The following is a 26,274-nucleotide window of genomic DNA, read 5'->3' on the forward strand; positions in this document are numbered from 1 at the left end:
TGAGGCCGATCCGGGGTACCGCGAAGTTACTCCCCGGCAGGACCGCTCACTTGCGGCTGTGCGTTTTCGCTGACTCCTGGCTTGACCAGTTTCCCCAAGGTATGCAGATATGCGTCGGCACCGCTGCCGCGCTGATAGACGGGAAACTCCACTTCCCGGTCACGGAAACTCTTGAGCGGCTGGCCAAGGCCGCGCAAGCCACGTTCGCGCTCGCGCCGCACCTTCTCAAAATCGATCTCCACCGGAATGATCTCCGCGGCACCCGACGAAGCCTCATGCAGCACATAACCGGAAGGATCGACCACAATGGAGCGCCCCACGCCGCCATCTCCGACACCATTGATGTCAAAGAAATAAACCTGGTTGGTTGCCGCCGACGCGCGCACGATCGACAACTCGATATCGCGATCGATCGTATCCGTCATGGTCGGGTGCAGAATCACCTCGGCGCCCATGGCTGCAAGCGTTCTGGTCGTCTCCGGGAACCACATGTCGTAGCAGATTGAGATGCCGAAGCGGCCGGCGTCCGGTACGTCGAACACCACGAACTCGTTGCCCGCGGCGATGCCTTGCTCGTAGGGGCGGAACGGAAACAGCTTGCGGAACCGCGCCACCACATTGCCGGCGGGATCGATGACGGGCGCGGTGTTATAGATCGCGCCGTCGCGGCGCTCGAACAGCGAGCCTGGTATCAGCCACAAGCCATGCCTGGCCGCCATCTCGCACAACCGGACCTCCTCGGCGCCCGGCATTTCCACCGCCTTGGCCGGGCTCGGACCAAAGGCGGCGAGTTCCGAGAACATCACCATATCGACCCAGGGAAAACGGTGCCTGACATGCGCCAGGTAGCGATTCATTTGCGTGATGTTCTCATCGAATGCCGAAACCGGCATTTGAATACCTGCTACTGCAAAACGCTTCATTTAATGCCTCACGAAACACAAATCTTACCGCCCGGTATATCCGCAGCGCTGGCGGAGCACCGTCATAGTTCTCGGGAATTAATTAAGCGCCAGCCCGGTTGCGGCGCTCCCATCTCCATAAGCTAATGCCGACTGCCTGATTGAATTGCCGCATTGTTGAAATAGTTCTGTGGTAATGCAGCGACATGATGGGATCTACTCTACAAGCCAGTTGGCCCCACTGTATAGTACCGGTACAAATTTTCGGATGGAGCCAAGAATTGAAAGAGACGCCATTGACCGATTGGCTTCTCGCGCGCAGTCATTGGAGCACCCCGGTGCGCTCGGGCGTGCCGCTGAACCGGCAGCTGTTTGATGATATCCGCGATGCGATCCTCGCCGGGCAGCTGTCGCCCGGCACCCGCTTGCCACCCACGCGGGAACTGGCACAGGACTTGGGCATTGCCCGCAATACAGTCCTCTATGCCTATGACCGCCTCACTGACGAGGGCTACACCCAGACGCACGGCGGCAGTGGCACGTATGTAGGCAATACGGCTCCCGACCCGGCCTTGCTGGCAAGCATGGCCGGCGTGGACCAGCAGCCGCCGTATCCCGGCGACGAATCACGCCTGTCGCAGCGCGCACGCGAGCTGCTTGCCCACGTCGGCGTATCGGACGTGCAGGCAGGTGCCTTCGTCCCCGGCATTCCGGACGTCAGCCAGTTCCCCCGCGGCGTATGGCAACGGCTGATCACCAAGGCCTGGAAGTTCGCCAGCCAGGAGCAACTGGGCTATGGCAGCCGACATGGCTTCCCGCCCCTCAAGCGCGCATTGACGGAATATCTGGCGCTGGCGCGCGGTGTCGATTGCTCGCCCGAGCAGATCATCGTGACGCAAGGCAGCCACCAGGCCATCGACTTGTGCGCGCGCATGCTCGCCGACCACGGCGACCGGATCTGGGTTGAGGATCCCTGCTATTGGGGGGCGCGCAGCATCTTTCGCTCGGCCGGCCTGCAGATGGATAGCCTGCCGGTCGACGAGCAAGGCATCCAGCCGCCCGTCTCGCCGGGCGAACCACCGCGCCTGATCTTCGTCACGCCGTCACACCAGTATCCGAGCGGCGCGGTGATGAGCCTGGCGCGGCGCCGGCTGCTGACTGAGCTGGCGCATCGCCACGGCGCCTGGATCATCGAGGACGACTACGACAGCGAGTTCCGCTATCAGGGTGCTCCCTTGCCCTCGCTCCAGGGTCTGGATCCGCATCACAATACGATTTACGTAGGCAGCTTTTCTAAGGTTCTTTACCCCGGCTTGCGGCTCGGCTTCCTCATTGTTCCGCCAGGACTTGCCGATGCTTTTTCGGTGGCACAGTCTGAGCTGCATCGTGGCGGACAGCTTTTGATACAGGCTGCATTGGCGGAATTCATTGCGGATGGCCATTACGCGGCGCACGTACGCAAGATGCGCAAGATCTATGGCGAACGGCAGGCCCTGCTGACAAGCGAACTGCAGCACCAGCTTGGCGAGGAGATCGATATCGTCGGAACGGATACAGGACTGCACCTGACCGTCAAGCTGCGGCACGCTCACGACCAGCTCGTATCGCGCTGCGCGCTTGCCCACGGTATCGTTGCCCGGCCGTTTTCGTCATATTTTGCTTCCCAGCAGAACTCCCAGAACGGCCTGGTTCTCGGCTACGGCGGCGTAAGCAACGAAGAGATTGCGTCGTCGGTTGCCAAGCTGGCGCATGCTATCCAACTGGTGCGCGAACCTGGCCGAGACATCTCATGAAAGGAAAGGGAACAATCTGGTCTTCAGGGCTGCTATAGCCCTGCATCTTGACAACCTTCCCAACGTCCCTTTGTTGCTTTGCCCAAGCGCACATCGGATGTGGCAACGCACCGCGCTACCGCAGTTCGCACCCGTAGGAGAAATCGCGGTAGGTTCGAGCCGGCACCGACGATGCCCACTGTCCTGATTGCCATCTCATACTTCCTTGCGTTGTATTAGGGATCTTTTAAATCTGATGCGGTGCGCTGACGGTATCGGCAAAGCGGCCGTGCACACCTGGCGCTGTTGGCCGTCACAAAATCACTCCACTGCCCTGACCATGTCCTCGACCACCTTCTTGGCGTCGCCGAACACCATCATGGTCTTGTCCATGTAGAACAGCTCGTTGTCGAGACCCGCGTAGCCGGCTGCCATCGAGCGCTTGTTGACGATGATGGTCTTGGCCTTGTACGCCTCCAGGATCGGCATCCCGGCGATCGGCGACTCGGGATCGGTCTTGGCCGCGGGGTTGACCACGCCGTAGACCATGGCCGTCTTGCGCGCGGGCGAATCGGCTGGCCAGGCGCGTTGCAGCGCGGCACGCCTGGCCGGCTGCGGCGGATTCGAACCGCACGCGATCGCACAAAGCCGGATGGATGGCCATGATGACGTGGCGCGCGCGCACTTCGCCCTGGTCGGTGTGCAGCGTGACGACCTCGCGGTCCCAATCCGAGATCCGGCGCACCGGGCACGACAGCCGCAGCTTCGTGCCAAGCGGCTGTGCCATCCTGTTGCTGAGGACCTGCGAGCCGCCGATGAAACGCTTTTCCTGCGCGCTGTGCTTGATGCTGTCGAGCTGCATGTAGTCGCACGCGGCCGAATTGTCGCCGTTCGCATTCGATTCCCAATGCCCGACTCGTGTTTCGTCCGCGCTGACCGGACCCGCCTGAAGCAAATCCTGCTCAACCTGCTGTCCAATGCGATCAAGTACAACCGGGACCAGGGAACGGTCGAGGTGCAAGTGCTGAGCGTGACCGACGATCGCGTCCGCGTCAGCGTGCGCGACACCGGCGCAGGCCTGGCACCGGGACGGCTCGCACAACTGTTCCAGCCGTTCAACCGGCTCGGGCACAAGGGGGGCCCCGTGGAAGGCACGGGCATCGGCCTCGTCGTGGCAAAGCGGCTGGCCGAGCTGATGGGAGGCGCCATCGGGGCCGACAGTACAGTTGGCGTGGGCAGCGTATTCTGGGTCGACCTGCCCGCTGCACGCCCGCCGGAGATGGATCGTGAACGTGCAGAACCTGCGGAACCGGCCCAGGCGCAACCGCAGGCCCCCGCTTCGGTGCATTCCTTGCTGTATGTCGAAGACAACCCCGCCAACCTGAAGCTCGTCGAGCAGCTCATCGCGCGCCAGCCAGACGTGCAACTGCTGACTGCGATCAATGGAACCGTTGGCGTCGAGCTCGCGCGCGCCGCGCTGCCCGACGTCATCGTGATGGATATCCACCCCCGATATCAACGGCATCGAAGCGCTGAGACGTCTTCGCGAAGACGCGAAGACAGCCCGCATTCCCGTCATCGCCCTCAGTGCGAACGCCATGCCGCGCGACATCGAGAAGGGCATGGCTGCAGGATTCTTCCGCTATCTGACCAAGCCGATTCGTTGCAGCATGGAAAGGAGCTCGAGCAAACGGTGCGTGAACTGGAAGCGAGCCGGGAGACGATCGTTCGCCAGAGTAGCGAACTCAGACGCCTTTACGATCAGCTCGTCTGCGAACAACAGGTAACGGAGCGGCTGTTGCTCAACCTGCTCCCCGCCCCCATCGCCGAGCGTTTGAAGCTGCGCTCCGATCTCACGACCGCCGGTCCCCCGGAAGTCATCGCCGAAAAGTTCGAAGAAGTGTCGGTACTGTTTGCCGACCTCGTGCAATTCACCAGATTCTCTCCCACCCTGAGCCCCGAACGGCTTGTGGCAGTACTGAATGAGATATTTGCCGGCTTCGACGATATCGCAGACAGCCGGGGACTCGAGAAGATCAAGACAATTGGCGATTCCTATATGGCGGTCGCCGGTCTGCCCCGGCCTGTGGCCGATCATAGCGGGCGTGATCGGGCGAAGAAAATTCATATATGACCTGTGGGGTGATACCGTGAATATCGCCAGCCGGATGGAGTCGCAGGGCATTGCCGGCCGCGTTCAGGTGACGGCAGCTACTCGGAAGCGACTCGGTCCGCCGTTCGTGGTAGAGGAGCGCGGCCTGGTTGCAGCGAAGGGCATTGGTGACTTGCCCACCTGGCTCTTGGTTGGGAGAGCCACCGACGCGCCCAGATGAGGAGAGGCCGACGCATACGGCAGGCAGACAGCCGACAAGGGCCTTAAGGGCTGAACGCCGGCTGCAGCAGCCGCTCACGGCGTACCTTGCAAGGCCTGCGTGGCGGCATCGCGCAGGCAGGCCTTGAACAGGGTAACCGCCTGGGCCGGCACACGGCCGGAACAGGCGAAGCAGCCGATCTCGCCGAATCCCGGAAGTTCCGCCAGCGGCAGGATGGCCAGCATGCCCGCGTCCGCGAACTGCTGCGCCTCCGTGCGCGGCATCAGGCCGACCGTTTGCTGGTCGAGCATCAGCGCGACATTGGTCAGCACGGAAAGGGATTCGACCACGTTCGCCGGTGCGCCCAGCCCGGCTTCGAAGAAGAGCCGCTCGGCCGTCCGACGCAGGGAGGAATCCCGCGTCGGGAGAATCCACGGAAACGCCAGCATGTCCGCCAGGCTGGCGAAGTTGCGCGAAGCCAGAGGATGATGGGCGCCCCCGACCGCGCAAAGCTGCTCCGCATAGAGCGCCTCGGCTTCGAGTCCGGGCGACTTGCCCTGCCAGCCGCCGTCGTCGGGAATCCTTGCCACCACCAGGTCGAGGTCGCCCACGCTTAACGCGGGAAGCAACTGATCCATCTGGCCCACGCGCAAAGTGACGACCACCGCGGGCGCCCGCGCCTTGAGCAACTGGATCGCACGCGGCAGCAGCACCGCAGACGCCGAGATCAGCGTGCCGACCAGCACCTGTCCGGCGGCCCCCTCCTGGAAGGCGTTGACCTCGTCGGTCATATGGCGCAACTCCGCCAGCAGGGACTTCGACCGCCTCGCCACCAGCTCGCCGAGTTCCGTGGCGGTGACACCGCGGTTGCCCCGCACCAGCAGGGGCCCGCCGAAATGGCCCTCCAGCTCATGGACCACCTTGGTGACCGCTGGCTGCGTCAGGTTGAGTTCCTGAGCGGCGCGCAGGATTGAACCGCTGCGCAGCACCTGCTCGAAAATAATGATCTGGGCAAAGCGCAGTTTCCTGCCCAGGGAGTTCGCGTGATGTGCCATGGAGATGCGGGGGACAAGGGATAGGCCAGGCGCCGGATGATGCGGATGCCCGGCCCGCAGTCTTGCTATTCTAGTTAGTAATACACGACGACGAAACTTTCATTTTTCAGGAATACAACGGCTGCCTACACTGCGTCCCAGATCATCGCCCGGAGACTGCACCGTGTCGTCACGCCCCATCCTGTTTCGAAACTACGTCGATGGCCGCTTCGAGGAGGCGGCCAGAATCTTTCCCAATATCTCGCCGGTCGACGGCACCGTGATCGGCCAGGTCTGCGAGGCCGATGCCGGCCTGGTGGATCGCGCGGTCGGAGCCGCGCGCGCCGCCATGGAGGGCCCCTGGGGCAAGACCAGCGCCGCCGAGCGCGCCAGGCTGCTCCATGCAATTGCCGACGGCATCGAGAGGCGCTTCGATGCCTTCGTGGCGGCGGAAGTCGCGGACACCGGCCGCCCGCAACACCAGGCGCGCGCGCTGGACATCCGCCGCGGCGTGCAGAACTTCCGCACCTTTGCCGAACTGGCCGGCCAGGCCGGTGGCGAATACTTCGACATGCGCACGGCTGATGGCGATGTCTTCAGCTACACGGTACGCAAGCCCCATGGCGTGGTGGGGATCATCTCGCCATGGAACCTGCCGATGCTGCTGATGACCTGGAAGGTCGCGCCGGCACTGGCCTGCGGCAACGCGGTGGTGGTCAAGCCTTCCGAGGAGACGCCCGGCAGCGCCACGCTGCTGGCCGAGGTCATGCACGAAGCCGGCGTGCCGGCGGGCGCCTTCAACCTTGTGCACGGCTTCGGCGGCGGTTCGGCGGGTGAGTTCCTGTCGCGGCATCCGGGCATCGATGCCATCACCTTCACCGGCGAGTCCCGAACCGGCAGCACCATCATGAAGGCCGTGGCGGACGGCGTTAAGGAGGTGTCCTTCGAGCTGGGCGGGAAGAATGCGGCGGTGGTGTTCGCCGACTGCGACTTCGACAAGGCGGTAGCGGGCGTGATGCGCTCCAGCTTCACCAATACCGGGCAGGTCTGCCTGTGCTCGGAGCGCGTCTACGTGGAGCGTCCCATCTTTGAGCGCTTCGTGGCGGCGATGAAGGCGCGCGCCGAAGCGCTGCGCATCGACTATCCCGACGCCGACGGCGTGGAAATGGGCTCGCTGATCTCGCACGGCCATCGCGACAAGGTGCTGTCCTACTTTGCGCTGGCGCGCGAGGAAGGCGCCACCGTGGTCGCCGGCGGCGGCGTGCCGCATTTCGGCGACGCGCGCGACAACGGTGCCTATGTCCAGCCCACCATCTGGACCGGTCTGCCCGATTCGGCGCGCTGCGTGCAGGAAGAGGTGTTCGGCCCGGTCTGCCATATCGCGCCGTTCGACAGTGACGATGAAGTGGTCGCGCGCGTCAACGATTCCCGTTACGGACTGGCGGCTTCGGTCTGGACCCGCGACCTGGCGCGCGCGCACCGCGTGACCCGGCAGTTCGACGTGGGCATCGTCTGGGTCAACACCTGGTTCCTGCGCGACCTGCGCACGCCCTTCGGCGGCACCCGACTGTCGGGCATCGGCCGCGAAGGCGGACGCCACTCTCTGGATTTCTACTCCTCCCTGACCACCATTTGCGTCAACCCCTGAGCCCGTCGCGAGAACCCGCATGCTAAACCCAGAACTCATCAAGGCCGCGGACCAACTCTGGTCCGCCGCCGAGCATGGCCAACCCTGCCCGCCCGTGCGCGATGCCATTGCACAGGCCGCCGGCGCCGGCGCCGATCCGGTGGCGCTGGCCTACGCCATCCAGCAGCACAACACCGAGCGCGCGCTCGATGCCGGGCGCCGCGTCGCCGGCCGCAAGATCGGCCTCACCTCCACTGTGGTGCAGCGCCAGCTGGGCGTGGACCAGCCGGATTTCGGCATGCTCTTTGTCGACATGGCGCGCCAGGACGGCGAGGAGATCGATTGCGGCGACGTGCTGCAGCCCAAGGTCGAGGCGGAAATCGCCCTGGTCCTGGAGCGCGACCTGCCGCATGCCGTTCATACCGTTGCCGATGTGATCCGGGCCACCGCCTTTGCCCTGCCGGCGATCGAGATCGTCGGCAGCCGCATTGCCGGGTGGGATATCCGCCTGACCGACACCATCGCGGACAACGCCTCTTCCGGCCTGTTCGTGCTGGGCACGCGGCCGGTCAGCCTGCGTGACCTGGACCTGGTCAACTGCGGCATGAGCATGGAACTGGCCGGCGAACCGGTTTCGGTCGGCGCCGGCGCGGCCTGCCTTGGCAATCCGCTCAATGCCGCCGTCTGGCTGGCCAACACCATGAGCCGCGTCGGTGCGCCGCTCAGGGCCGGCGACATCATCCTGACCGGTGCCCTCGGCCCCATGGTGACGGTGCAGCCGGGCAACGTCTTTACCGTCCGCATCGAAGGACTGGGCGCCGTGACGGCGTCGTTCCAGGCCACCAGCAAAGGAGACGCCTGACATGAACCCCTGCAAAGTTGCCATCATCGGTTCCGGCAATATCGGCACCGACCTGATGATCAAGGTGCTGCGCCATGGCAAGCACGTCGAGATGGGCGCCATGGTCGGCATCGACCCCGCCTCCGAAGGCCTGGCACGCGCGGCGCGGCTCGGCGTGCCGGTGACGGCGCAAGGCATCGACGGCCTGCTGGCGATGCCGGGCTTCGGCGACATCCGCATCGCCTTCGATGCCACGTCCGCCGGCGCCCACGCCGGCCACAACGCAGCGCTGCAGGCGCACGGCGTGCGGGTCATCGACCTGACGCCGGCCGCCATCGGCCCGTACGTGGTGCCCAGCGTCAACGCCGGCGTGCATCTGGATGCGCCGAACATCAATATGGTCACCTGCGGCGGCCAGGCCACCATCCCGATGGTGGCGGCGGTGGCCAGTGTGACCACGGTCCACTACGCGGAAATCGTGGCGTCGATCGCCAGCAAGTCCGCCGGCCCCGGCACGCGCGCCAACATCGACGAGTTCACCGAGACCACCTCGCGCGCCATCGAGACCGTGGGCGGCGCCACCCGCGGCAAGGCCATCATCATCCTGAACCCGGCCGAGCCGCCGCTGATCATGCGTGACACGGTCTGCTGCCTGACCGACGAAGCCGACACCGGCGCGATCGAGGCCGCCGTGCAGGCGATGGTGGAACGCGTGCAGGGCTATGCGCCCGGCTACCGGCTCAAGCAGCGCGTGCAGTTCGACCGCATCGACGGCCCGGTGAACGTGCCGGGCCTCGGCCGGAAGACGGGGCTGAAGACCACCATCTTCCTGGAAGTGGAAGGCGCGGCGCACTACCTGCCCGCCTATGCCGGCAACCTGGACATCATGACCAGTGCCGCGCTGGTTTGCGCCGAACGCGTGGCGGAATCGCTGGGCAGCGGCCTGACCGCATCCACGGCGGCAGCCTGAGGAACCCGACCATGACCAACAAGAACCTCTATATCTCCGACGTGACCCTGCGCGACGGCAGCCACGCCGTGCGCCACCAGTATTCGGTGGCGCAGGTCCGCGCCATTGCACGCGCCCTTGACGAGGCCGGCGTCGATTCGATCGAAGTCGCACACGGCGATGGCCTGGCGGGTTCCAGCTTCAACTATGGCTTCGGTGCCCATGCCGACGTGGAATGGATTGCCGCCGTGGCCGAGACGGTGCAGCGCGCCCAGGTCGCCACCCTGCTGCTGCCGGGCATCGGCACCGTGCACGACCTGCGCGAAGCCCATGCAGCCGGCGCGCGCGTGGTCCGGGTGGCCACGCACTGCACCGAGGCCGACACCGCGCGCCAGCATGTCGAGACCGCACGCGCCATGGGCATGAATGTCGCCGGCTTCCTGATGATGAGCCACATGGCCTCCCCCGCCACGCTGGCGGAACAGGCGAAGCTGATGGAAAGCTACGGCGCCCATTGCGTCTATGTGGTGGATTCCGGCGGCGCCCTCACCATGGACGGCGTGCGCGACCGCTTCCGCGCCTTCAGGGATGCGCTGCGGCCCGAGACCGAAACCGGCATCCATGCCCACCACAACCTCAGCCTGGGTGTCGCCAACAGCATCGTCGCGGTCGAGGAAGGCTGTGACCGGATCGATGCCAGCCTCGCCGGCATGGGCGCCGGCGCCGGCAATGCGCCGCTCGAGGTCTTCATCGCCGCGGCCGAACGGCTGGGCTGGCATCATGGCTGCGACCTGTACCGCCTGATGGATGCCGCCGACGACATCGTGCGCCCGCTGCAGGACCGCCCGGTCCGCGTCGACCGCGAAACGCTGGCGCTGGGCTACGCCGGGGTGTACTCGAGCTTCCTGCGTCACGCGGAAAGCGCGGCCGCCAAATACCAGCTCAAGACCGCGGACATCCTGGTCGAGCTGGGCCGGCGCCGCATGGTTGGAGGCCAGGAAGACATGATCGTCGACGTGGCGCTCGACCTGCTGCAGGCCGGCACCGGCAAGCGCAAGGAGGCAGCATGATCAGCCGTAACGCATTCATCGCAGCCGCTCTGGACGACGCCGCACGCGGCGCCGAGGCGGTTGCGCAATTCAGTGCCACCACGCCGTTCTCGATCGAGCAGGCCTACGCCATCCAGACCATGTCGATCGAGCACCGCCGCCAGCGCGGGGAGCGGCGCATCGGCATCAAGCTGGGTTTCACCAGCCGCGCCAAGATGGTCCAGATGGGCGTGGACAGCCTTATATGGGGCTGGCTGACCGATGCCATGGTGGAGGAAGACGGCGGCCGCGTGCTGCTGGACAACTACATCCACCCCCGCGCCGAGCCGGAAATCTGCTTCCTGACCCGGCGCGACATCGACCGGCCGCTGACCTTGCTGGAGGCTGCCGACTACCTGGAGGCCGTGGCGCCCGCAATCGAGATCATCGATTCGCGCTACCGCGACTTCCGCTTCACACTCGAGGATGTGGTTGCCGACAATTGCTCGTCGGCCGGACTCGTGGTGGGCCCATGGTCGCGCCAGTTCGACGCGCTGGCCAATCTCGGCGTCGTGCTGCGCATCGATGGCCGCGTCGTACAGACCGGCTCGACCGCCGCGATCCTGGGGCATCCGCTGCGCAGCCTGGTGCAGGCTTCGCAAGTGCTGTCCCAGGCCGGTACCGTGCTCCCGGCCGGCAGCCTGGTCATGGCCGGCGCGGCCACCGCTGCCGAAGCCCTGGCCCGTGGCAATCATGTCTGCGCGACGATGGGCGCGCTGGGCAGTGCCGCTTTCCACGTGGTGTGAATACGACCGGCCGGGTGGCGTCAGCCGTCGGGCCGATCAGGAGGAGACCCTCATGTTTTGGAACCATCTTCGCAACGCCTGCATTGCTGCCTTGACCCTGGCCGCGCCTGGCCAGGCCGCGCACGCAGGCAGCTATCCTGAGCGGCCGGTCGCGCTGATCGTCCCGGGTCCGGCAGGCGGCACGCCCGATGCGGTGGCCAGGCTGATCGGCGAGTCGCTGCGCGCACGGCTCGGGCAACAGGTCGTGGTCGACAACCGCGCCGGCGCCAACGGCTTCATCGGCGTACAGGCCGCAGCCCGCGCCCAGCCGGATGGCTACACCTTGCTGATGGGATTCGCCCAGACCATGGCGCTGAACCCCGCTACCTTCAAGCGCATTCCCTATGATCCGCTGCGCGACTTTGCGCCGGTCGCCCGCCTGGTCGAGTTCGAACTGGTGCTGGCCGTGCCCGCCTCGCTGCCGGTAAAGACTGTTGCTGACCTGGTCGGTTGGCTCAGGACGAACAAGGGCAAGGCCGCCTTCGGCTCCTTCGGTTCCGGCTCGCCATCGCAGTTTGCCGGTGAAATGTTCGCAAGGAGCAGCGGAACGGATGCGCAGCATGTGGCATACAAGGGTTCGGCCCCGCTGGTGACCGATCTGGTTGGCGGGCAAGTGCAGTATAGCTTCGTAGTCCTGCAGGTCGCCCAGCAACTGGCCAGGGCCGGCAAAGTCAGGCTGCTTGCCGTGACAGGCAGTGCGCGCCAGGCCGCCGCGCCGGAGCTTCCGACCATGGCCGAGGCCGGCTATGGCGACGTCGTGGCGACAGGCTGGTATGGCATCTATGCGCCCAAGGGCACGCCCGAAGCCATCCTCCAGCGACTCGAGCATGAGATCGGAGTGGTGATGGAGCGTCCGGACCTGCAGCGCCGGCTCGCCGAGCAAGGCGTACGGCCCGCCTTTTCCGGCCGCGCCGCCTTCCAGGCATACGCCCAGTCTGAAATCGACCGCTGGCGTGCCATCGTGCAGAAGACCGGCTTCACTGCGCAGGACTGACAGCATCCATGAACGCCATCATGAACGCCACCATGAACGCCATGAATTCCAAGCGCTCGCCGGCGCCTGGCCGGCCGAATCTCGTCTTCATCCTTGCGGATGACCTTGGCTATGCCGATCTGGGCTGCTACGGCGGCCGCGCGCCGGTCTCGCCCAACCTGGACCGGCTGGCGGCCGAGGGCGTGCGCTTCACCGATGCCTACGCCAATTCCCCGGTCTGCTCGCCCAGCCGCTTTGCGCTGATGACGGGCCGCTACCAGTACCGGCTGCGCGGCGGCGCCGAGGAGCCGATGACGGGGCGCGCGCGCGGGCAATCCCATCTGGGCCTGCCTCCCGGGCACCCGACCCTGCCCTCGCTGCTGCGCGAACATGGTTACCGCACCGCGCTGATCGGCAAGTGGCACCTGGGCTTCCCACCGCACTTCGGCCCGCTCAAGAGCGGCTATGACGAGTTCTTCGGCCCGCTCGGCGGTGGCGTGGACTATTTCACCCACTGCGACCGCGGCGGCACGCACGACCTCTACGAGAACGAGCGCGAAGTCGAGCGCAGCGGCTACCTGACCGACATCCTCAGCGAGCGCGCGGCTGACTGGCTGCAGGCGGTGCCGCCGGACGCGCCCTTCATGCTGAGCGTGCACTACACCGCCCCGCACTGGCCCTGGGAAACCCGCTTTGACCAGGCGGAGTCCGAGCGCATCCGGGCGGCGATCCAGCATACCGACGGCGGCTCGGTCGAAACCTACCAGGCCATGATCCGCCAGATGGACGAAGGCATTGGCCGCATTCTCGATGTCCTGGCCAACAGGGGCCTGGCGGAAAATACTTTGGTGGTCTTCACCAGCGACAACGGCGGCGAGCGCTTCTCCGACACCTGGCCGCTGTCGGGCAAGAAGATGGATCTGCTCGAAGGCGGCATCCGGGTGCCGCTGATCGCCCGCTGGCCGGCGGTGATCCCCGCCGGTGGCACCACCCCGCAGGTCGCCATGACCATGGACTGGTGCCCCACCATGCTCGATGCCGCGGGAATTCTCCCTGCACACATGCACCAGCCCGACGGCATCTCGCTACTGCCATGCCTGTCCGATCCCGCCCAGGCCAGCCCGCGCACGGTCTACTGGCGCATGAAGTACCGCGCCCAGCAGGCAGTGCGCCACGGCAGCTGGAAGTTCCTCGCGGTGGACGGCAACGAGTACCTGTTCGACCTGTCCCGTGATTCGCGCGAACGCGCCAACCTGGCCAGGCGCGAGCCCGCCATGCTGGACACCCTGCGCAATTGCTACCGGGACTGGGCCCAAGGCATGCCGGAGATTCCCGAGCAGGCCGGCGTAGAACTGGTCTACACCCATAAAGACATGCCGTGACAGACGGCGAGCCAAGGAGAACAAACATGCAAGCAACATCGACATCCTCCGTGGTGGCCGGCAAGGCAACACCGCGCGGCACCTTCCCCCATGTGCGACGGGCCGGAGACTTCCTGTTCGTGTCGGGCACCAGCTCCCGGCGCCCCGACAATACCTTCGAAGGCGTGGAAGTCGACGCCATGGGCACGACCTCTCTCGATATCCGGGCCCAGACCCGGGCCGTGATCGGGAATATCCGCGATATCCTGCGCAGCGCCGGCGCGGACCTCGAAGACGTGGTGGAGGTCACCAGCTTCCTGGTCGACATGAACGACTTCGGCGGCTATAACGCGGTGTACTCGGAATACTTCGGCTACGAGGGCCCTACCCGCACCACCGTGGCCGTGCACCAGCTTCCCCACCCCCACCTGCGCATCGAGATCAAGGCGATCGCCTACCATCCGCTCGCCCGCTAGGAGTCAGCATGCTCAAGCACGGTCTTCCGTTCAATTTCCCCAAGTGGATCGACGAGCACGCCCACCTGCTCAAGCCACCCGTGGGCAACCAGCAGGTCTGGAAAGACGCCGACCTCATGATCACGGTGGTGGGCGGTCCCAATCACCGCACCGACTACCACGACGACCCGCTCGAGGAGTTCTTCTACCAGATGCGCGGCAACGCCTACCTGAACCTGTGGATCGACGGGCGGCGCGAGCGCGTGGACCTGAAGGAAGGCGACATCTTCCTGCTGCCGCCCCACGTCAGGCATTCGCCGCAGCGGCCCGAGGCCGGCAGCGCCTGCCTGGTCATCGAGCGCCAGCGCCCGGCGGGCATCGTGGACGGCTTCGAATGGTACTGCGACGGCGAGGATGGCTGCGGCCACCTCGTCCATCGCGTGGAGGTGCAGTTGCAGAACATCGTCACTGACCTGCCCCCGCTCTTCGAGGCCTTCTATCGCAGCGAGCAGCACCGCCGATGCCCCAACTGCGGCAGGATCCACCCGGGCAAGGGTGCCTGACGCGCTACCACACCGCTTCAACCATCATGAAGAAGATTGATATGCACGCCCACTTCTTTCCGCGCATCACGCGGGAAGAAGCCGCCGCGCTGGACGCGGACAATGCGCCCTGGCTCGCCATCGAAGCCGATGGCGAATCCGGCCACATCATGGTGGGCGACCAGCGCTTCCGGCCGGTCTATCGCGCGCTGTGGGATCCCGCCCTGCGCATCGAGGAAATGGACCGCAACGAACTGGACATCCAGATCGTCTGCGCCACGCCCATCATGTTCGGCTACCGCTACGAAGCCGGCGCCACGGCCGCATGGGCGCAGCGGATGAATGACCTCGCCCTCGAGCATTGCGCCTACCGCCCCGATCGCCTGAAGGCGCTGGCGCAGGTGCCGCTGCAGGACCTGGACCTGGCCTGCCGCGAGGCGACGCGCGCCAGGGCCGCCGGCCATGTCGGGGTGCAGATCGGCAACCATCTGGGCCCACACGACCTGGATGACCGGCGCCTGGTCGATTTCCTGGTGCACTGCGCGAACGACGACATTCCGGTACTGGTTCATCCGTGGGACATGATGACCGACGGCCGCATGAAGAAGTGGATGTTGCCGTGGCTGGTGTCGATGCCCGCGGAAACACAGCTCGGCATTCTTTCGCTGATCCTGTCCGGGGCCTTCGAGCGCATTCCCGAGACACTCAGGCTCTGCTTTGCCCATGGCGGCGGCGGCTTCGCCTTCCTGCTGGGCCGGGCGGAAAACGCCTGGCATTGCCGCGATATCGTTCGCCAGGACTGCCCGCATCCGCCGTCCCATTACCTGAAGCGCTTCTTCGTCGACAGCGCCGTGTTCGACGACCGCGCGCTGCGGCTGCTGGTCGAGGTCATGGGCGCCGACAGGGTGATGCTGGGCTCGGACTACCCGTTCCCGCTGGGCGAGCAGCAGATCGGCAAGCTCGTCGCCGACAGCCGCTGGCTCGAGGACAAGACCCGGACACAGATCATGGCGGCCAATGCCGCGCGATTCTTCGGCCTGGCAGATTGAAGCGCGGCATTCCCGGCGGCAGGCATGTGGATCAAGTCCGCTGCCTGCCGTCGGCTTTGGAAGGGATTGCGCGCACTCCGAGTGGTTGCTGGCACGGGGATTGATCACGAGGCGTCAAAGCGCAAGGTAGGGCATGCATAGCCTCGACGGCGTCCTGACATTTCGTATTTTCGTACCAGATACGCACGCGGCATGAGGCCATGCGCGCCCGGCCCTGCCTGGCGAACCGGGTGCGGCAAGGCTGGTCCACCTGCGCAACGTGCAGCAGCCGGACGAATATATGGAGGAGCGGCCACATGATGTCTCCAACTGTCACGACAGCGCCCCGCCACGTCAATCCCGACGCGGATGGCCTGCCTAGAATTTTGACAGGTTAATCCGGGCACGCGGCGGTGCCCGCCAACGGTGACTGGCAGCTATGGCGGACTGTGAACGATTTCTGGTAACTGGGGCACTGGGATGTATCGGCGCATGGACGGTGCGCAAGCTCGTACAGGAAGGCGTGCCGGTCATTGCCTTCGATGCAGGCAGTGATGTGCAGCGCCTGCGCCTACTGATGGACGACACGCAACTGTCGCGCGTGGAGATGGTTCGCGGCGACATCACGGACCTGGGCTTGCTCGAGGCAACGCTGGATCGCCATCGCATCACCCATGTCATTCACCTGGCCGCGCTGATTCATCCGAGGTTCAAGAGCGATCCTCCGCTTGGAGCCCGCGTCAACGTGCTGGGCGGCGTGAACCTGTTCGAGGCAGTGGCGCGGCGCGTGGAGCGGATCCCGCGCATCGTGTATGCGTCATCGATTGCGGTGTACGACAACTGCGACGCGCCGGGCAATGCAGCCATCCAGCATCATACCTCCGCCCATCCGACGACCCTTTACGGTGTGTACAAGCAAGCTGAAGAGGGCATGGCGCGCGTGTATTATCAGGACAAGGGAGTTTCCAGCATCGGCCTTCGCCCGGCAACGGTATTCGGCGCCGGAAGGGACTATGGCCTCACTGCGGCTCCGACCCAGGCGGTCCTGGCGGCAGCGCTGGGGCGCCCTTTCCATATTCCTTACAGCGGCCGCAGTCAGATTCACTATGCCGACGACCTTGCGCGCATGTTCATCGCGTGCGCACGTTCCGGCTATCGCGGTGCGGACGTCTTCAATATGCATGGCAGCGTCGTGGACATGCGCGAAGTCGTCGAGACGATCGAGGCGGTCACACCCGAAGCGCGCGGAACGATTACGTTCGCCGGGGCACCGCTAGGGCTTCCGGAAGACTACGACGCAACCGCGCTGGAGAACGTGATTGGTCCCCTGCCCCGCACACCGCTGCGCGACGCAGTAGGCGACACCTTCAGGCTTTTTCGCAGCAGGATCGCCAACGGTGAAATCCCCGATATCTGATCCAGATGTTGCTGCAGTGCCGTAGCGCTGCGGATCTGCGCATTTCCGGGGCCAATGGCCAGAGCAACACGCTGGGCGTGGCACTGGGCATCCGCCACAAGTTCTGACGAACAGCAAACCGGGAAACAGAAAGCCGACTGCCACGCACCTGCAACCATGGGTGCGGGCCTCAGGCCTTGCCTGAATGATCAGCGCGCGCATTAGGCTTTCCCTAACTGTCCCGAAATGTCAAATTTTTGCCCCCGAATGTTAAGGCGCTTTGCCTCGACCGCGCATACTTCTGGCACGACTTCCGTCGTCAAATGGCACCCAGCTTATTTCCAGCCAACACCCATAAACGGGGAGACATCTATGCCAATCCGCCCTGCCCTGACCCGCGTGCACCGCGCCGCCGTCTGCGCTGTCCTGGCCCTGTCCATGCCGGTCGCCATGGCATGGACCAACAAGCCGGTCCGGGTACTGATCCCTGCGCCTGCCGGCGGCACCATGGATGTGCTGGCACGCGTGCTGTCCGACGCGCTCACCACCGAACTGGGCCAGCCCGTGGTGGTCGACAACAAGCCGGGCGCCGGCGGCGGCATTGCGATCAACACGTTGCTGGCGGCGCCCGCCGACGGGCAGACCATCCTGGTGTCGACCACCAACGTGCTCACGGAGATCCCGCATGTGATGAAGGTCTCCTTCGATCCGATGAAGGATGTGAAGCCCGTGGCCGCGGTAGCCAGGTCGACCCTGGTGCTGGTCGGGTCGCCGAGCCTGCCGGCCAAGGACCTGCCGGGCCTGGTCAGCCATGCGAAGGCCCATTCGGGCCAGCTCAGCTTTGCCTCCTACAGCGCGGGCACGGTCGCCCACTATGCCGGCCTGATCATGAACCAGAAGGCCGGCATGGATCTGCAGCACGTGCCGTTTGCCGGCTCTCCGCCGGCGCTGACGCAGGTCATGGGCGGACAGATCGCGGTGATGTACGACGGCATGGTTACCTCGCTGCCGATGATCAAGGCCGGCAAGCTGCAGGCCTATGCCTTGGCCGCGAAACAGCGTTCGCCGCTGCTGCCGCAGGTCCCGACGTTTGCCGAGCTGGGCTATCCGGATATTGACTTCAACAATTGGGCCGGCGTGTTCGTATCGTCCAAGGTGCCGGCAGACGTGGTTCAGAAAATCCAGGCTGCCGTCTACAAGGCTGCCTCGACGCCCAAGGTGCAGGAACGGATTCTAGGGCTTGGCTTCGAGACCGTGCCAGCGCAAACCCCTGCTCAGCTTGGCCAGGCCTTGCGCGCCGAATACGATCGCAATGCCGCCATCGTGAAGGCCTATAACATCCAGCCCTGATGGTCCGCGGCTCCGGCGGCGTCGACTGTTGCCTTCCCGCCGGAGCTTGCTTCAGGCCATTGCGACGATCGTTGCGACGATTGGCGCGATTCTTCCACCTTCGCCGGCGGCTCCCCCCTTCCTCCCCGCTTGCCGTCGCCACCCGCTGGCGCAGTGTCCCCGGCGGTCACGGCAAAGACCCCTACCATCAATCGCCAAGCCTGCCGTCTGCCTAGAATCGGCACACCTACCTCACGGCACAGCGCACCGCGCCGATATCCCGATCCGCCGAAACTTGCAGGAGTCTGCATTGCCTATCACCCGTGTCCTCGAACATGCTGATTCCCCCGCAGCGGTGGGACTGTCCGCGCGGCGGCTGCAGTCGATCTCATCGGTGATCCATGCCGATGTCGACCGGCGCAAGATCCCGGGCGCTGTCGTGCTGGTTGCGCGCCAGGGCCGGATCGCCTGGTTCGAGGCCTTCGGCTTCGAGCATGCGGATACCCCGTCGCGTCCGATGCAACGCCGTTCGGTGTTCCGCATTGCCGCGATGACGCGGCCCATCGTCGGCGTGGCGGCGCTGACATTGATGGAAGAAGGCCGGCTGGCCCTGAACGACCCGGTCGAACGCTACATCCCCGAGTTCGGGCGCCTCCAGGTCGGCGTCGAGTCGGTCGATGCGAATACCGGCGAACGCCGCCTTGCACTCGAACCTGCGCGCCGCGCCATGACCGTTCACGACCTGTTCCGGCACACGTCCGGCCTGACTTACGGGCAGTTCGGCGATTCGCTGGTGCAGCGCCAGTATCGCGAAAGCGGCCTGATGGATCCCGGACAGACCAATGCCGAGATGGTCGCAAAGCTGGCGGCCATCCCGCTGCAATGCCAGCCGGGCGAGGTGTTCGAATATGGCATGTCCACCGACGTGCTTGGCCGCATCGTGGAAATTGTCTCGGGCATGGACCTCGCTCGCTTCGTTGCGGAGCGCGTGACGCGGCCGCTGTGCATGCATGCAACCGGCTTCCACTTGATCAGCCAGGACAGCGCCGGCCTGGCGCTGCCAGCCGGCGCATCCGGCAAATCCACGGCCCTGTTCGACTACGACGAACACAACCCGCCCCGCTGGCATTCCGGTGGCGCCGGCCTGCTGTCCACGGCCGGCGACTACGCGCGCTTCTGCCAGATGCTGCTCAATGGCGGTGTGCTCGACGGCGTGCGCCTGCTCTCGCGAAAGACCGTCGACCTGATGCTTGGCAACCACCTGCCCCGGTCCACGCGCTATGGCAGTTCGACAACCGGGCTCGGCATCAACGCGCCATTGCCCGATCTCGGCCAGGGCCATGGCCTGACAGTGGGCGTACGCACCGCGCGGGGCTTGAGCCCGGTGCCCGGCTCCGTCGGCGATTTCTACTGGGGCGGCGCGCTCGGGACCTATTTCTGGGCGGATCCGCAAGAGCAGCTGGTCGCGATCCTGATGCTTCAGGAAAACGACCTGGCGACGCGCGCCGGATACCGGTCCCTGTTACGCAACATCGTATATGGCGCGCTGGAAGACTGAGCGCCGGGCGCATTGCGGGAACTTGCAGTGCGGCACGCGCTCCACGGAGCCAGGCACAAGATTTTGGAGGAGCAAGCATGAAGACAATGAACCGGCGCTGGATCCTCAGGCAGCGCCCCGTCGGCGATATCGGCGACAACGATCTGCAGCTCGTGGAGGCAGCGCTGCCACGACCGGGGGACGGCGAGATCCTGGTGCGCAACATCTATCTCATGGTGGCGCCGACCAATCGCGTCTGGATGAGCGAGATCGACCAGTACATGGCCCCGGTTTCGCTTGGCGAGGTGATGCGCGGCGTCACCATGGGCGTGGTCATCGAGTCCCATCACCCCGACTTCAAGCCTGGCGACATTGTCGAAGGCGGCATGGCCTGGGAAGAGTATTCGGTAACGAGGACTGCCCGGCGCGTCCCGGTGGAATATGGCTTGCCACTTCATGCCTATGCGAGCGTGCTGGGCAACTCCGGCTTGACCGCCTATTTCGGCATGCTAGACATTGCCAGGCCCAAGGCTGGCGAGACCATTGTGGTGTCGGCCGCAGCAGGCGGCGTCGGCTCGATCGCCGGCCAGATCGGCAAGATACTCGGCTGCCGGGTGGTGGGCGTTGCGGGCGGCCAGGGCAAATGCGAGTTCGTCCGGGAAGAGTTTGGCCTGGATGCCTGTATCGACTACAAGGCGGGCAACGTGCTTGCCGATCTTCGCGCCGCCTGTCCGGACGGCATCGACGTCGATTTCGAGAACGTGGGCGGCGACACCATGGATGCAGTGCTGGCGCTGATCAATCCGGGTGCCCGCATCGCCCTTTGCGGGATGATCTCGACCTACAACGCGAGCGGTGACTGGTGGAGCCCGAAGATGTTCCGCAACGTCATCATGAAACGCGCCCGCATCGAAGGCTTCCTCATTGCCGACTACCGTTCGAGGTTCCATGAAGCCGTGGAAGTCATGGCGCAATGGGTCAGGGACGGCCTGCTCAAGTACCGCGTCGACATCGTTGACGGCATCGAGCAGGCGCCCGCCGCCCTGAACCGGCTGTTTACCGGCAAGAACATCGGCAAGCAGCTTGTCCGCCTTGCTCCGGAATCCGTCATCGGCTGAGGCCGCAGCCGCGCAGCCCCGCACCGCTTAACCGCGAATAACCCATGATTCATCCAGACATAGACAGCAACGATTCCCGGCCGGACGCCCGCCCTCGCCTGCAAGACTTTCAGGGCAAGACGGCAATCATCACCGGCGCCGCGTCCGGCATCGGCCTGGCATTGGCCGAGGCACTGGCGGCGCGCGGTGCCGACCTTGCGCTGGCCGACATCGACGCGCACGGGCTTGACGCTGCACGCGAGCGCCTCGCGCCGACCGGCAGGCGCATCTGCACGCGCGTACTGGATGTTTCCTCCGATGCTGACGTGCGCGATGCGGCGGCGGAGTTCGGCGCGAAGCTGGGACGCATCCATCTGGTCTTCAACAATGCCGGCATCGACATGAGCGGTGAACTGGCGTCGCTGTCCGAGCAGGACTGGACCCGAGCGTTCGGCATCAACGTGTTTGGCGTGATTCACGGCATCCGTCACTTCCTGCCACTGCTGCGCGGGCACGGCGAGCCCGCGCATTTCGCCAACACGGCGTCAGGCGCGGGCTTCTGGGTGAACGGCGACTTTCCCATGGGGGCCTACGCGGCGACGAAATACAGCGTGGTGGCCCTTTCCGAGGCACTCGAGCAGGAGCTTCGCGGCACCGGCATTGGCGTATCCGTGCTTTGTCCTGGCCCAGTGAAGACCCCGATCGCCCAACGCTCGAGCCATGCCAGCGAATTGTTCAGGGCCACCGTTGCCGCTGGCACGGCGCCGGAGCTGGTGGCCAGCCAGACGCTGGCGGCGATTGAGGCAGGCGAGTTTTACATCTTCACGCCAACGCGCATGCGGCCGCGCCTGGAAGCGCGATTCGCGCGGATTCTCGATGCACTCGAACGCGCGCCCGCCATCACCACCGGAGTGCCCACGACATGATCCATCTCATCTTTCTCAGCGTGCGGCGTCCCCACGTGGACCGTCAGGCGTACCTGCGCGACTGGCACGACGCATGCGCCGCTGGTGGCGGGCCTGCCCGGTGTGCGGCGCTACGTCCAGAGCACCGTCCGCGCCATCCCCGGCCAGGTTGCGCGCTTCGATACCGTGGACGAGATCTGGGTCGACGATGCCGCGGCAATGAATGCGCTCCTGCATAGTGCGGACTATGCCCGGTCGGCGCTGGCAGGCGCGGGCAACCTGGCCGACCCCAGGCATTGCGAAGAAGAGCACCGCATTCTATGGCCGCGGGCGGCGTGAGCAACGCCGTGCTACACGCGCTGCTCCGGGCCCGCCGCTACCAGCTGTTGCCGTGGAACGGGCGCCGCCGGCCGCATGCCATCGCTGCGCCATGCACTGGGGCTGCAGCCAAAATGGTCGCGGAACCAGCGCGAAAACGCGCTTTGCATCGAAAACCCGAGCAACACGGCCACGTAGCTGACCGGGCGTTCCGAATGCCGGAGATACTGCACCGCCAGCGAGGTACGGACCTCGTCGAGAATGCTGCTGAAGGTCGCACCTTCCTGCAGCAGCTTACGGTGGACCGTGCGCCGGTCGACGCCGAGTTGGCTGGCAACCCGTTCCACGTTGCAGTTTCCCGAGGAGAGCAAGGACAGCACTATGCGCCGGACTTTTTCGGTCATGGACAGGGACGCACGCGCAGTCAGTGAGTCGAGATAGGCATGCGCGTACTGCGCCAGTTCCGGGCGCGCGGAGCGCGGCACTACGTCCATGTCCTTCAGCTCGCTGACAATGCAGTTGAAGTCGCAACCGAAATCCACGGACCTGCCGAACACGCGCAGGTGGGATGCCAGATTTCTTGGGGCGCCATGCGAAAAGCAGATACGCCGCGCGCGCCACCCCGGACCGATCAGTTCCTGAAGCATCCGGTAAAGTGAAACCACTACCATTTCATCGGCCTGGCGTGTCGATCCGGAATGCTCGACCATCAGCGACACGCGGATGACAAGGGCGCCCTCCCGTTCTTCCACGTCGAGAAGCAGAGCCTCGCTGTGCAGCGTGATGTAGCGCATCATCGCACGAAGCGCATCGCGCAGCGTCCGCGAATCTCGCACGGCCATGCCGAGAGCCCCGAGTACCGAGAGTTGACGGCCTTCCCCCAGGCGCAGGCCGAAGTCTTCGGTATCGGAAGCTGCCGCGGACTTTTCGAGAAGCCGGCAGACTGCGCTGGCGGAGACCAGGTTGTCGCCGGCGTCCAGGCAGGTCTTGGGGAGCCCCACTTCCGCCAGGATCCGCAACGGATCCAGCCCAACCGAGCGGGCCACCTCGGTATAGCGTGACAGCGTGGCACTACGGACTAAACGGCTCATGGGCCTCCTTACGCGGGCAGCGGCTGCAAGCATTGCAGCCTTTGGTTGTCCCGGGGACGGTGTCTAACTCTCGTCTGGCGTCAGGCGCGGCGCATCAGGCTGTAGCTCTGCGCGCTGGGCCCGAAATCGGGCATGCCGGCCAGGAACAGGGCAAGCGGGACAACGTCCGCGGGATCCTTGAACCATTCGCCGGGCGGCACGGGAACATCGCGCGTCATGTCGGTCCTGACCGGCCCCGGTATCAGCTCATTGACGCTGATGTTGTCTTCCTGCAGCTCCGTCGCCAGCGACTGGGTCAGCATCCACAGGCCGCTCTTGGAGCATGAGTACGCCGAAAAGCCCGCGGCCGGCCGCTTGCGCTGGCCCGAGCCGATCATGATGATCTTGCCGGCCCCACGACGGCGCAGGTGGGGAATGGCGGCATGGGCGGTGTGGTAGGCACCGGTCAGGTTGATATCGATGGTCTTGCGCCAGAGCGCGGGATCGCCGTCAGCGATCTTGCGCTGCTCGAGCGCGACACCGGCATTGGCCACCACGATATCGACACCGCCGAAGGTATCGCTGGCGCGCTGGAACAGCGTCGCGACGGTCTCGTAGTCCGCCACGTCGGCGGTCTGGGCAATGGCCCGGCCGCCCGCTTCGCGGATCAGCGCGGCTGTCTGCGCGATGTCGGCCTCGCTGCGGGCGCTGCATACCACCGCAGCACCGGCGCTGGCATACGCCAGTGCAATGGTGCGTCCGATGCCGCGGCCCGCGCCGGTGATCACGGCCACCTTGTCCTTGAGCATGTTGGGGTCGATCTGGCTCATTGTCGGTCTCTCAGTCTCGCTTTGCGTTGCAATGGGGGGAAGGAATCAGGGCACTATGCCCGGGCGTGTCGCTCAGAACGGGCGGTCCCCGATCACCGTCGCCCGGTCCATCCTGCGATGGCACGGCGGGTAATCCATGACCGCGTAATGCTGGGTCGAGCGGTTGTCCCAGATCGCCACGCTGTTCGGGGTCCAGCGCCAGCGCACCTGATACTCGGGAATGCAGGCTTGCGTAATCAGGTAGCGCAGCAGGTCAGCCGCGCCGGGGTTGAAGTCCTGCCCGAAGCGCACGCGCTCCGGCGTATGGAAGTTCGTAAAGTGGGTGGTAAAGCCGTTCACGAACAGCACCTTCTCGCCAGTCTCGGGATGCGTCCGCACGACGGGGTGCTCGGCATCCGGAAACTGGGCCTTCAGCGCATGGCGCTTTTCGATCGGCATGGCCGCGCCGAAGCTTGCTTCGATGCTGTGGCGTGCGCGCAGGCCGGCGATCTGCTCCTTGACGTGTTGCGGCAGGTTCTCGTAGGCAAGCACCATATTGGTCCACATGGTGTCGCCGCCGACAGGCGGGCACTCCCGGCAACGAAGGATGCTGGCAAGCGGTGGAGCCTCGCGCCAGGTGGCATCCGTGTGCCAGGAATTCTCGTAACGCGGAGTGGGCTCTTCGGGACTCTTGTAGATGCGGACCAGCCCCGGATGCTGCGGATCGCTGCCCGCCACAGGATGGTCTTCGAGTTCGCCAAAGCGGCGGGCAAAGGCGACGTGCTCGCCGGCTGTGATGTCCTGATCGCGCAGGAACAGGACACGGTGCCTGAGCAGCGCTTCACGAATGCCGGCGAATACACCGTCATCATGGGTCGCGTCGGCGAGGCTGACGCCGACCAGTTCGGCGCCGATGGAACAGGTAAGTGGCTCGATTCGCATGCCGACTCCGGAAGATTATTGGTAGAGGTCGAAGCAAAAGCATCGCTGCAGAGTATGAAGAACTGGCGCGCGATGCGTTGACATTGCGGGGCAGTAACTTTACATTTTGGGGCACCCTGGGGAACTCCTATGTCGTCGCTACTGCAACATGTGAACCTGACGGAGTTTGTCGACGTGGTCCGCCAGCTCGGCCAGGATCCCTACCGGCAACTGCGGCAAGCGGGTATCAGCCCCATGGCCCTGGTGGACCCGGAAATGCGGGTGCCGGCGAAGTCGGTCATGCAACTGCTGGAAAATTCGGCACAGCTTGCCGGCCTGGAAGACATTGGGCTGCGCGTGGCAGAGGCCCGGCAACTGACAACGCTGGGGCCCCTGTGGGTGGTCATGCGCGAGGGCGCCACCCTGCGCAGCGCACTGGTTGCCATGGCGCGCTATCTGCATTTGCTCAATGAAGCGCTCGATTTGCGCATCGAGGAGGTCGGGGACAGCGCGGTTGTCCGGCTTGAATTACTGGTGTCCGTGGAAGGTTCCATGCGGCAATCGACGGAGTTCGTCATCTGCCTCTGGTTCCGGTTGTTCAAGCTGCTTGCGGGAACGACATGGAGGCCGCGCAGCGTCTGCTTCACCCATGCTGCGCCAGCCAGCCTTGCCACGCATCGGCGCTTGTTCGGTGTGCCGGTGCGATTCCGCCAGGACTTCGATGGCATCCTGCTGTCCGCCAAGGATCTCGACGTGGCCGGCGGGGCGTCGGATGCGGCGCTGGGGCGTCATGCGCGCGAATTCCTGGATACCAAGCTGGCACAATCCGACTACACCATGCCGGACAAAGTGCGGAAGCTGGTATTCGCGTTGCTGCCCACTGGCGAGTGCGGGGCCGAACAGGTGGCCCGGCAGCTTGGCATCGACCGCAAGACGATGCACCGCCATCTGGCTGCCTATGGGCAGAACTACCTGTCCGTCGTCGATGCAGTCAGGGTCGAACTCGTCACGAGATACCTGAAGAACAACGAACGACCGTTGTCGGAGGTTGCGATCCTGATGGGCTTTTCCTCGCTCAGTGCCTTCTCCAGGTGGTTCTCCACGCGTTTCGGCTGCAGCGTCTCGGCGTGGCGCCGTCAGCAAGCGGTGCCGGAAAGTACGCGCTAGGCGGCGCCGCGCATCGCGGCTGCCATGCTAACCCAGTCCGGCCCCAGGTCCGTAAG

General features: G+C 65.2%; 23 protein-coding genes and 4 pseudogenes. 20 read left to right on the forward strand and 7 right to left on the reverse strand.

All coding sequences use genetic code 11. From position 1 onward, the window contains the following. Positions 1 to 26: 26 nt before the first annotated feature. Complete coding sequence (locus tag J8I82_RS31755) at positions 27 to 923, reverse strand: carbon-nitrogen hydrolase family protein (protein WP_209763563.1); 897 nt, start codon at positions 921 to 923, stop codon at positions 27 to 29. Positions 924 to 1,183: 260 nt separating this feature from the next. Here J8I82_RS31755 and pdxR point away from each other — a divergent pair, with 260 nt between their 5' ends. Continuing rightward, on the forward strand, positions 1,184 to 2,695 hold the full coding sequence (gene pdxR / locus J8I82_RS31760) for a MocR-like pyridoxine biosynthesis transcription factor PdxR (protein WP_245180344.1): 1,512 nt from the start codon (positions 1,184 to 1,186) through the stop codon (positions 2,693 to 2,695). A gap of 300 nt (positions 2,696 to 2,995) precedes the next feature. Here pdxR and J8I82_RS31765 read toward each other — a convergent pair. Together J8I82_RS31765 and J8I82_RS31770 are read right to left on the reverse strand one after the other, a co-directional pair. After that, positions 2,996 to 3,211, reverse strand: a pseudogene (locus J8I82_RS31765) (NAD(P)(+) transhydrogenase (Re/Si-specific) subunit beta); the annotation flags it as partial. A 3-nt stretch (positions 3,212 to 3,214) separates the two neighbouring features. Beyond that, positions 3,215 to 3,557: pseudogene (locus J8I82_RS31770) on the reverse strand (FAD-dependent oxidoreductase); the annotation flags it as partial. Positions 3,558 to 3,563: 6 nt separating this feature from the next. Between J8I82_RS31770 and J8I82_RS31775 the strand changes: the two are divergent. Next, a pseudogene (locus J8I82_RS31775) lies at positions 3,564 to 4,461 on the forward strand (sensor histidine kinase); the annotation flags it as partial. A gap of 155 nt (positions 4,462 to 4,616) precedes the next feature. Beyond that, a pseudogene (locus tag J8I82_RS39735) lies at positions 4,617 to 5,007 on the forward strand (adenylate/guanylate cyclase domain-containing protein); the annotation flags it as partial. A 74-nt stretch (positions 5,008 to 5,081) separates the two neighbouring features. Here J8I82_RS39735 and J8I82_RS31785 read toward each other — a convergent pair. Further along, complete coding sequence (locus J8I82_RS31785; protein WP_209763564.1) at positions 5,082 to 6,041, reverse strand: LysR substrate-binding domain-containing protein; 960 nt, start codon at positions 6,039 to 6,041, stop codon at positions 5,082 to 5,084. 163 nt (positions 6,042 to 6,204) lie between these two features. On the opposite strand from J8I82_RS31785, the gene J8I82_RS31790 reads away from it, so the two are divergent. From J8I82_RS31790 to J8I82_RS31865, 16 genes are all read left to right on the forward strand, one after another. Then, a complete protein-coding gene (locus tag J8I82_RS31790) occupies positions 6,205 to 7,668 on the forward strand; it encodes a 2-hydroxymuconic semialdehyde dehydrogenase (protein WP_209763565.1) in 1,464 nt (487 codons plus the stop codon). 19 nt (positions 7,669 to 7,687) lie between these two features. Further along, positions 7,688 to 8,509, forward strand: coding sequence for a 2-keto-4-pentenoate hydratase (locus J8I82_RS31795; RefSeq protein WP_209763567.1), 822 nt, complete (start codon positions 7,688 to 7,690; stop codon positions 8,507 to 8,509). A 1-nt stretch (position 8,510) separates the two neighbouring features. Beyond that, entirely contained in the window at positions 8,511 to 9,458 is a 948-nt protein-coding gene (locus J8I82_RS31800) for an acetaldehyde dehydrogenase (acetylating) (protein WP_209763569.1), read from the forward strand. Between the two features lie 11 nt (positions 9,459 to 9,469). Then, entirely contained in the window at positions 9,470 to 10,507 is a 1,038-nt protein-coding gene (gene dmpG / locus J8I82_RS31805) for a 4-hydroxy-2-oxovalerate aldolase (RefSeq protein WP_209763570.1), read from the forward strand. Continuing rightward, positions 10,504 to 11,271 carry a 2-keto-4-pentenoate hydratase gene (locus J8I82_RS31810; protein ID WP_209763571.1) on the forward strand — a complete coding sequence of 256 codons (768 nt, stop codon included), beginning with the start codon at positions 10,504 to 10,506 and terminating at the stop codon, positions 11,269 to 11,271. The genes dmpG and J8I82_RS31810 overlap by 4 nt, the downstream gene beginning before the upstream one ends. Positions 11,272 to 11,323: 52 nt before the next feature. After that, complete coding sequence (locus J8I82_RS31815) at positions 11,324 to 12,304, forward strand: Bug family tripartite tricarboxylate transporter substrate binding protein (protein ID WP_209763572.1); 981 nt, start codon at positions 11,324 to 11,326, stop codon at positions 12,302 to 12,304. A gap of 41 nt (positions 12,305 to 12,345) precedes the next feature. Continuing rightward, on the forward strand, positions 12,346 to 13,665 hold the full coding sequence (locus tag J8I82_RS31820) for a sulfatase family protein (RefSeq protein ID WP_209763608.1): 1,320 nt from the start codon (positions 12,346 to 12,348) through the stop codon (positions 13,663 to 13,665). A 26-nt stretch (positions 13,666 to 13,691) separates the two neighbouring features. After that, a complete protein-coding gene (locus J8I82_RS31825; RefSeq protein ID WP_209763573.1) occupies positions 13,692 to 14,120 on the forward strand; it encodes a RidA family protein in 429 nt (142 codons plus the stop codon). 8 nt (positions 14,121 to 14,128) lie between these two features. Next, complete coding sequence (locus J8I82_RS31830) at positions 14,129 to 14,662, forward strand: 3-hydroxyanthranilate 3,4-dioxygenase (RefSeq protein ID WP_209763574.1); 534 nt, start codon at positions 14,129 to 14,131, stop codon at positions 14,660 to 14,662. Positions 14,663 to 14,688: 26 nt separating this feature from the next. Next, a complete protein-coding gene (locus J8I82_RS31835; protein WP_209763575.1) occupies positions 14,689 to 15,690 on the forward strand; it encodes an amidohydrolase family protein in 1,002 nt (333 codons plus the stop codon). Positions 15,691 to 16,108: 418 nt separating this feature from the next. After that, on the forward strand, positions 16,109 to 17,086 hold the full coding sequence (locus tag J8I82_RS31840; protein ID WP_209763576.1) for an NAD-dependent epimerase/dehydratase family protein: 978 nt from the start codon (positions 16,109 to 16,111) through the stop codon (positions 17,084 to 17,086). A 351-nt stretch (positions 17,087 to 17,437) separates the two neighbouring features. Next, positions 17,438 to 18,415, forward strand: a complete 978-nt coding sequence (locus J8I82_RS31845; protein WP_209763577.1) for a Bug family tripartite tricarboxylate transporter substrate binding protein — start codon at positions 17,438 to 17,440, stop codon at positions 18,413 to 18,415. A 289-nt stretch (positions 18,416 to 18,704) separates the two neighbouring features. Beyond that, a complete protein-coding gene (locus J8I82_RS31850) occupies positions 18,705 to 19,952 on the forward strand; it encodes a serine hydrolase domain-containing protein (RefSeq protein WP_209763578.1) in 1,248 nt (415 codons plus the stop codon). Between the two features lie 77 nt (positions 19,953 to 20,029). Then, positions 20,030 to 21,049 (forward strand): NADP-dependent oxidoreductase, encoded by a 1,020-nt coding sequence (locus tag J8I82_RS31855; RefSeq protein WP_209763579.1) that lies wholly within the window; start codon positions 20,030 to 20,032, stop codon positions 21,047 to 21,049. Between the two features lie 44 nt (positions 21,050 to 21,093). After that, the gene (locus J8I82_RS31860; RefSeq protein ID WP_209763580.1) at positions 21,094 to 21,954 is read left to right on the forward strand and encodes an SDR family NAD(P)-dependent oxidoreductase; all 861 of its coding nucleotides are present in this window, start codon (positions 21,094 to 21,096) and stop codon (positions 21,952 to 21,954) included. 84 nt (positions 21,955 to 22,038) lie between these two features. Then, positions 22,039 to 22,272 carry an EthD domain-containing protein gene (locus J8I82_RS31865; protein WP_284183230.1) on the forward strand — a complete coding sequence of 78 codons (234 nt, stop codon included), beginning with the start codon at positions 22,039 to 22,041 and terminating at the stop codon, positions 22,270 to 22,272. Positions 22,273 to 22,283: 11 nt separating this feature from the next. Here J8I82_RS31865 and J8I82_RS31870 read toward each other — a convergent pair whose 3' ends face one another. The 3 genes from J8I82_RS31870 to J8I82_RS31880 all read right to left on the reverse strand — a co-directional run bounded on the left by J8I82_RS31870 (position 22,284) and on the right by J8I82_RS31880 (position 25,072). Beyond that, the gene (locus J8I82_RS31870) at positions 22,284 to 23,375 is read right to left on the reverse strand and encodes an AraC family transcriptional regulator (RefSeq protein ID WP_245180347.1); all 1,092 of its coding nucleotides are present in this window, start codon (positions 23,373 to 23,375) and stop codon (positions 22,284 to 22,286) included. Positions 23,376 to 23,422: 47 nt separating this feature from the next. Continuing rightward, the gene (locus J8I82_RS31875) at positions 23,423 to 24,151 is read right to left on the reverse strand and encodes an SDR family NAD(P)-dependent oxidoreductase (RefSeq protein ID WP_209763581.1); all 729 of its coding nucleotides are present in this window, start codon (positions 24,149 to 24,151) and stop codon (positions 23,423 to 23,425) included. Between the two features lie 72 nt (positions 24,152 to 24,223). Next, entirely contained in the window at positions 24,224 to 25,072 is an 849-nt protein-coding gene (locus J8I82_RS31880) for a TauD/TfdA dioxygenase family protein (RefSeq protein WP_209763582.1), read from the reverse strand. 129 nt (positions 25,073 to 25,201) lie between these two features. On the opposite strand from J8I82_RS31880, the gene J8I82_RS31885 reads away from it, so the two are divergent. Continuing rightward, positions 25,202 to 26,218: an AraC family transcriptional regulator gene (locus J8I82_RS31885; RefSeq protein ID WP_209763584.1), complete on the forward strand. Its 1,017-nt coding sequence runs from the start codon at positions 25,202 to 25,204 to the stop codon at positions 26,216 to 26,218. Positions 26,219 to 26,274: the final 56 nt, after the last annotated feature.

This window comes from Cupriavidus consociatus (assembly GCF_017814975.1).
Lineage (GTDB): Bacteria > Pseudomonadota > Gammaproteobacteria > Burkholderiales > Burkholderiaceae > Cupriavidus > Cupriavidus consociatus.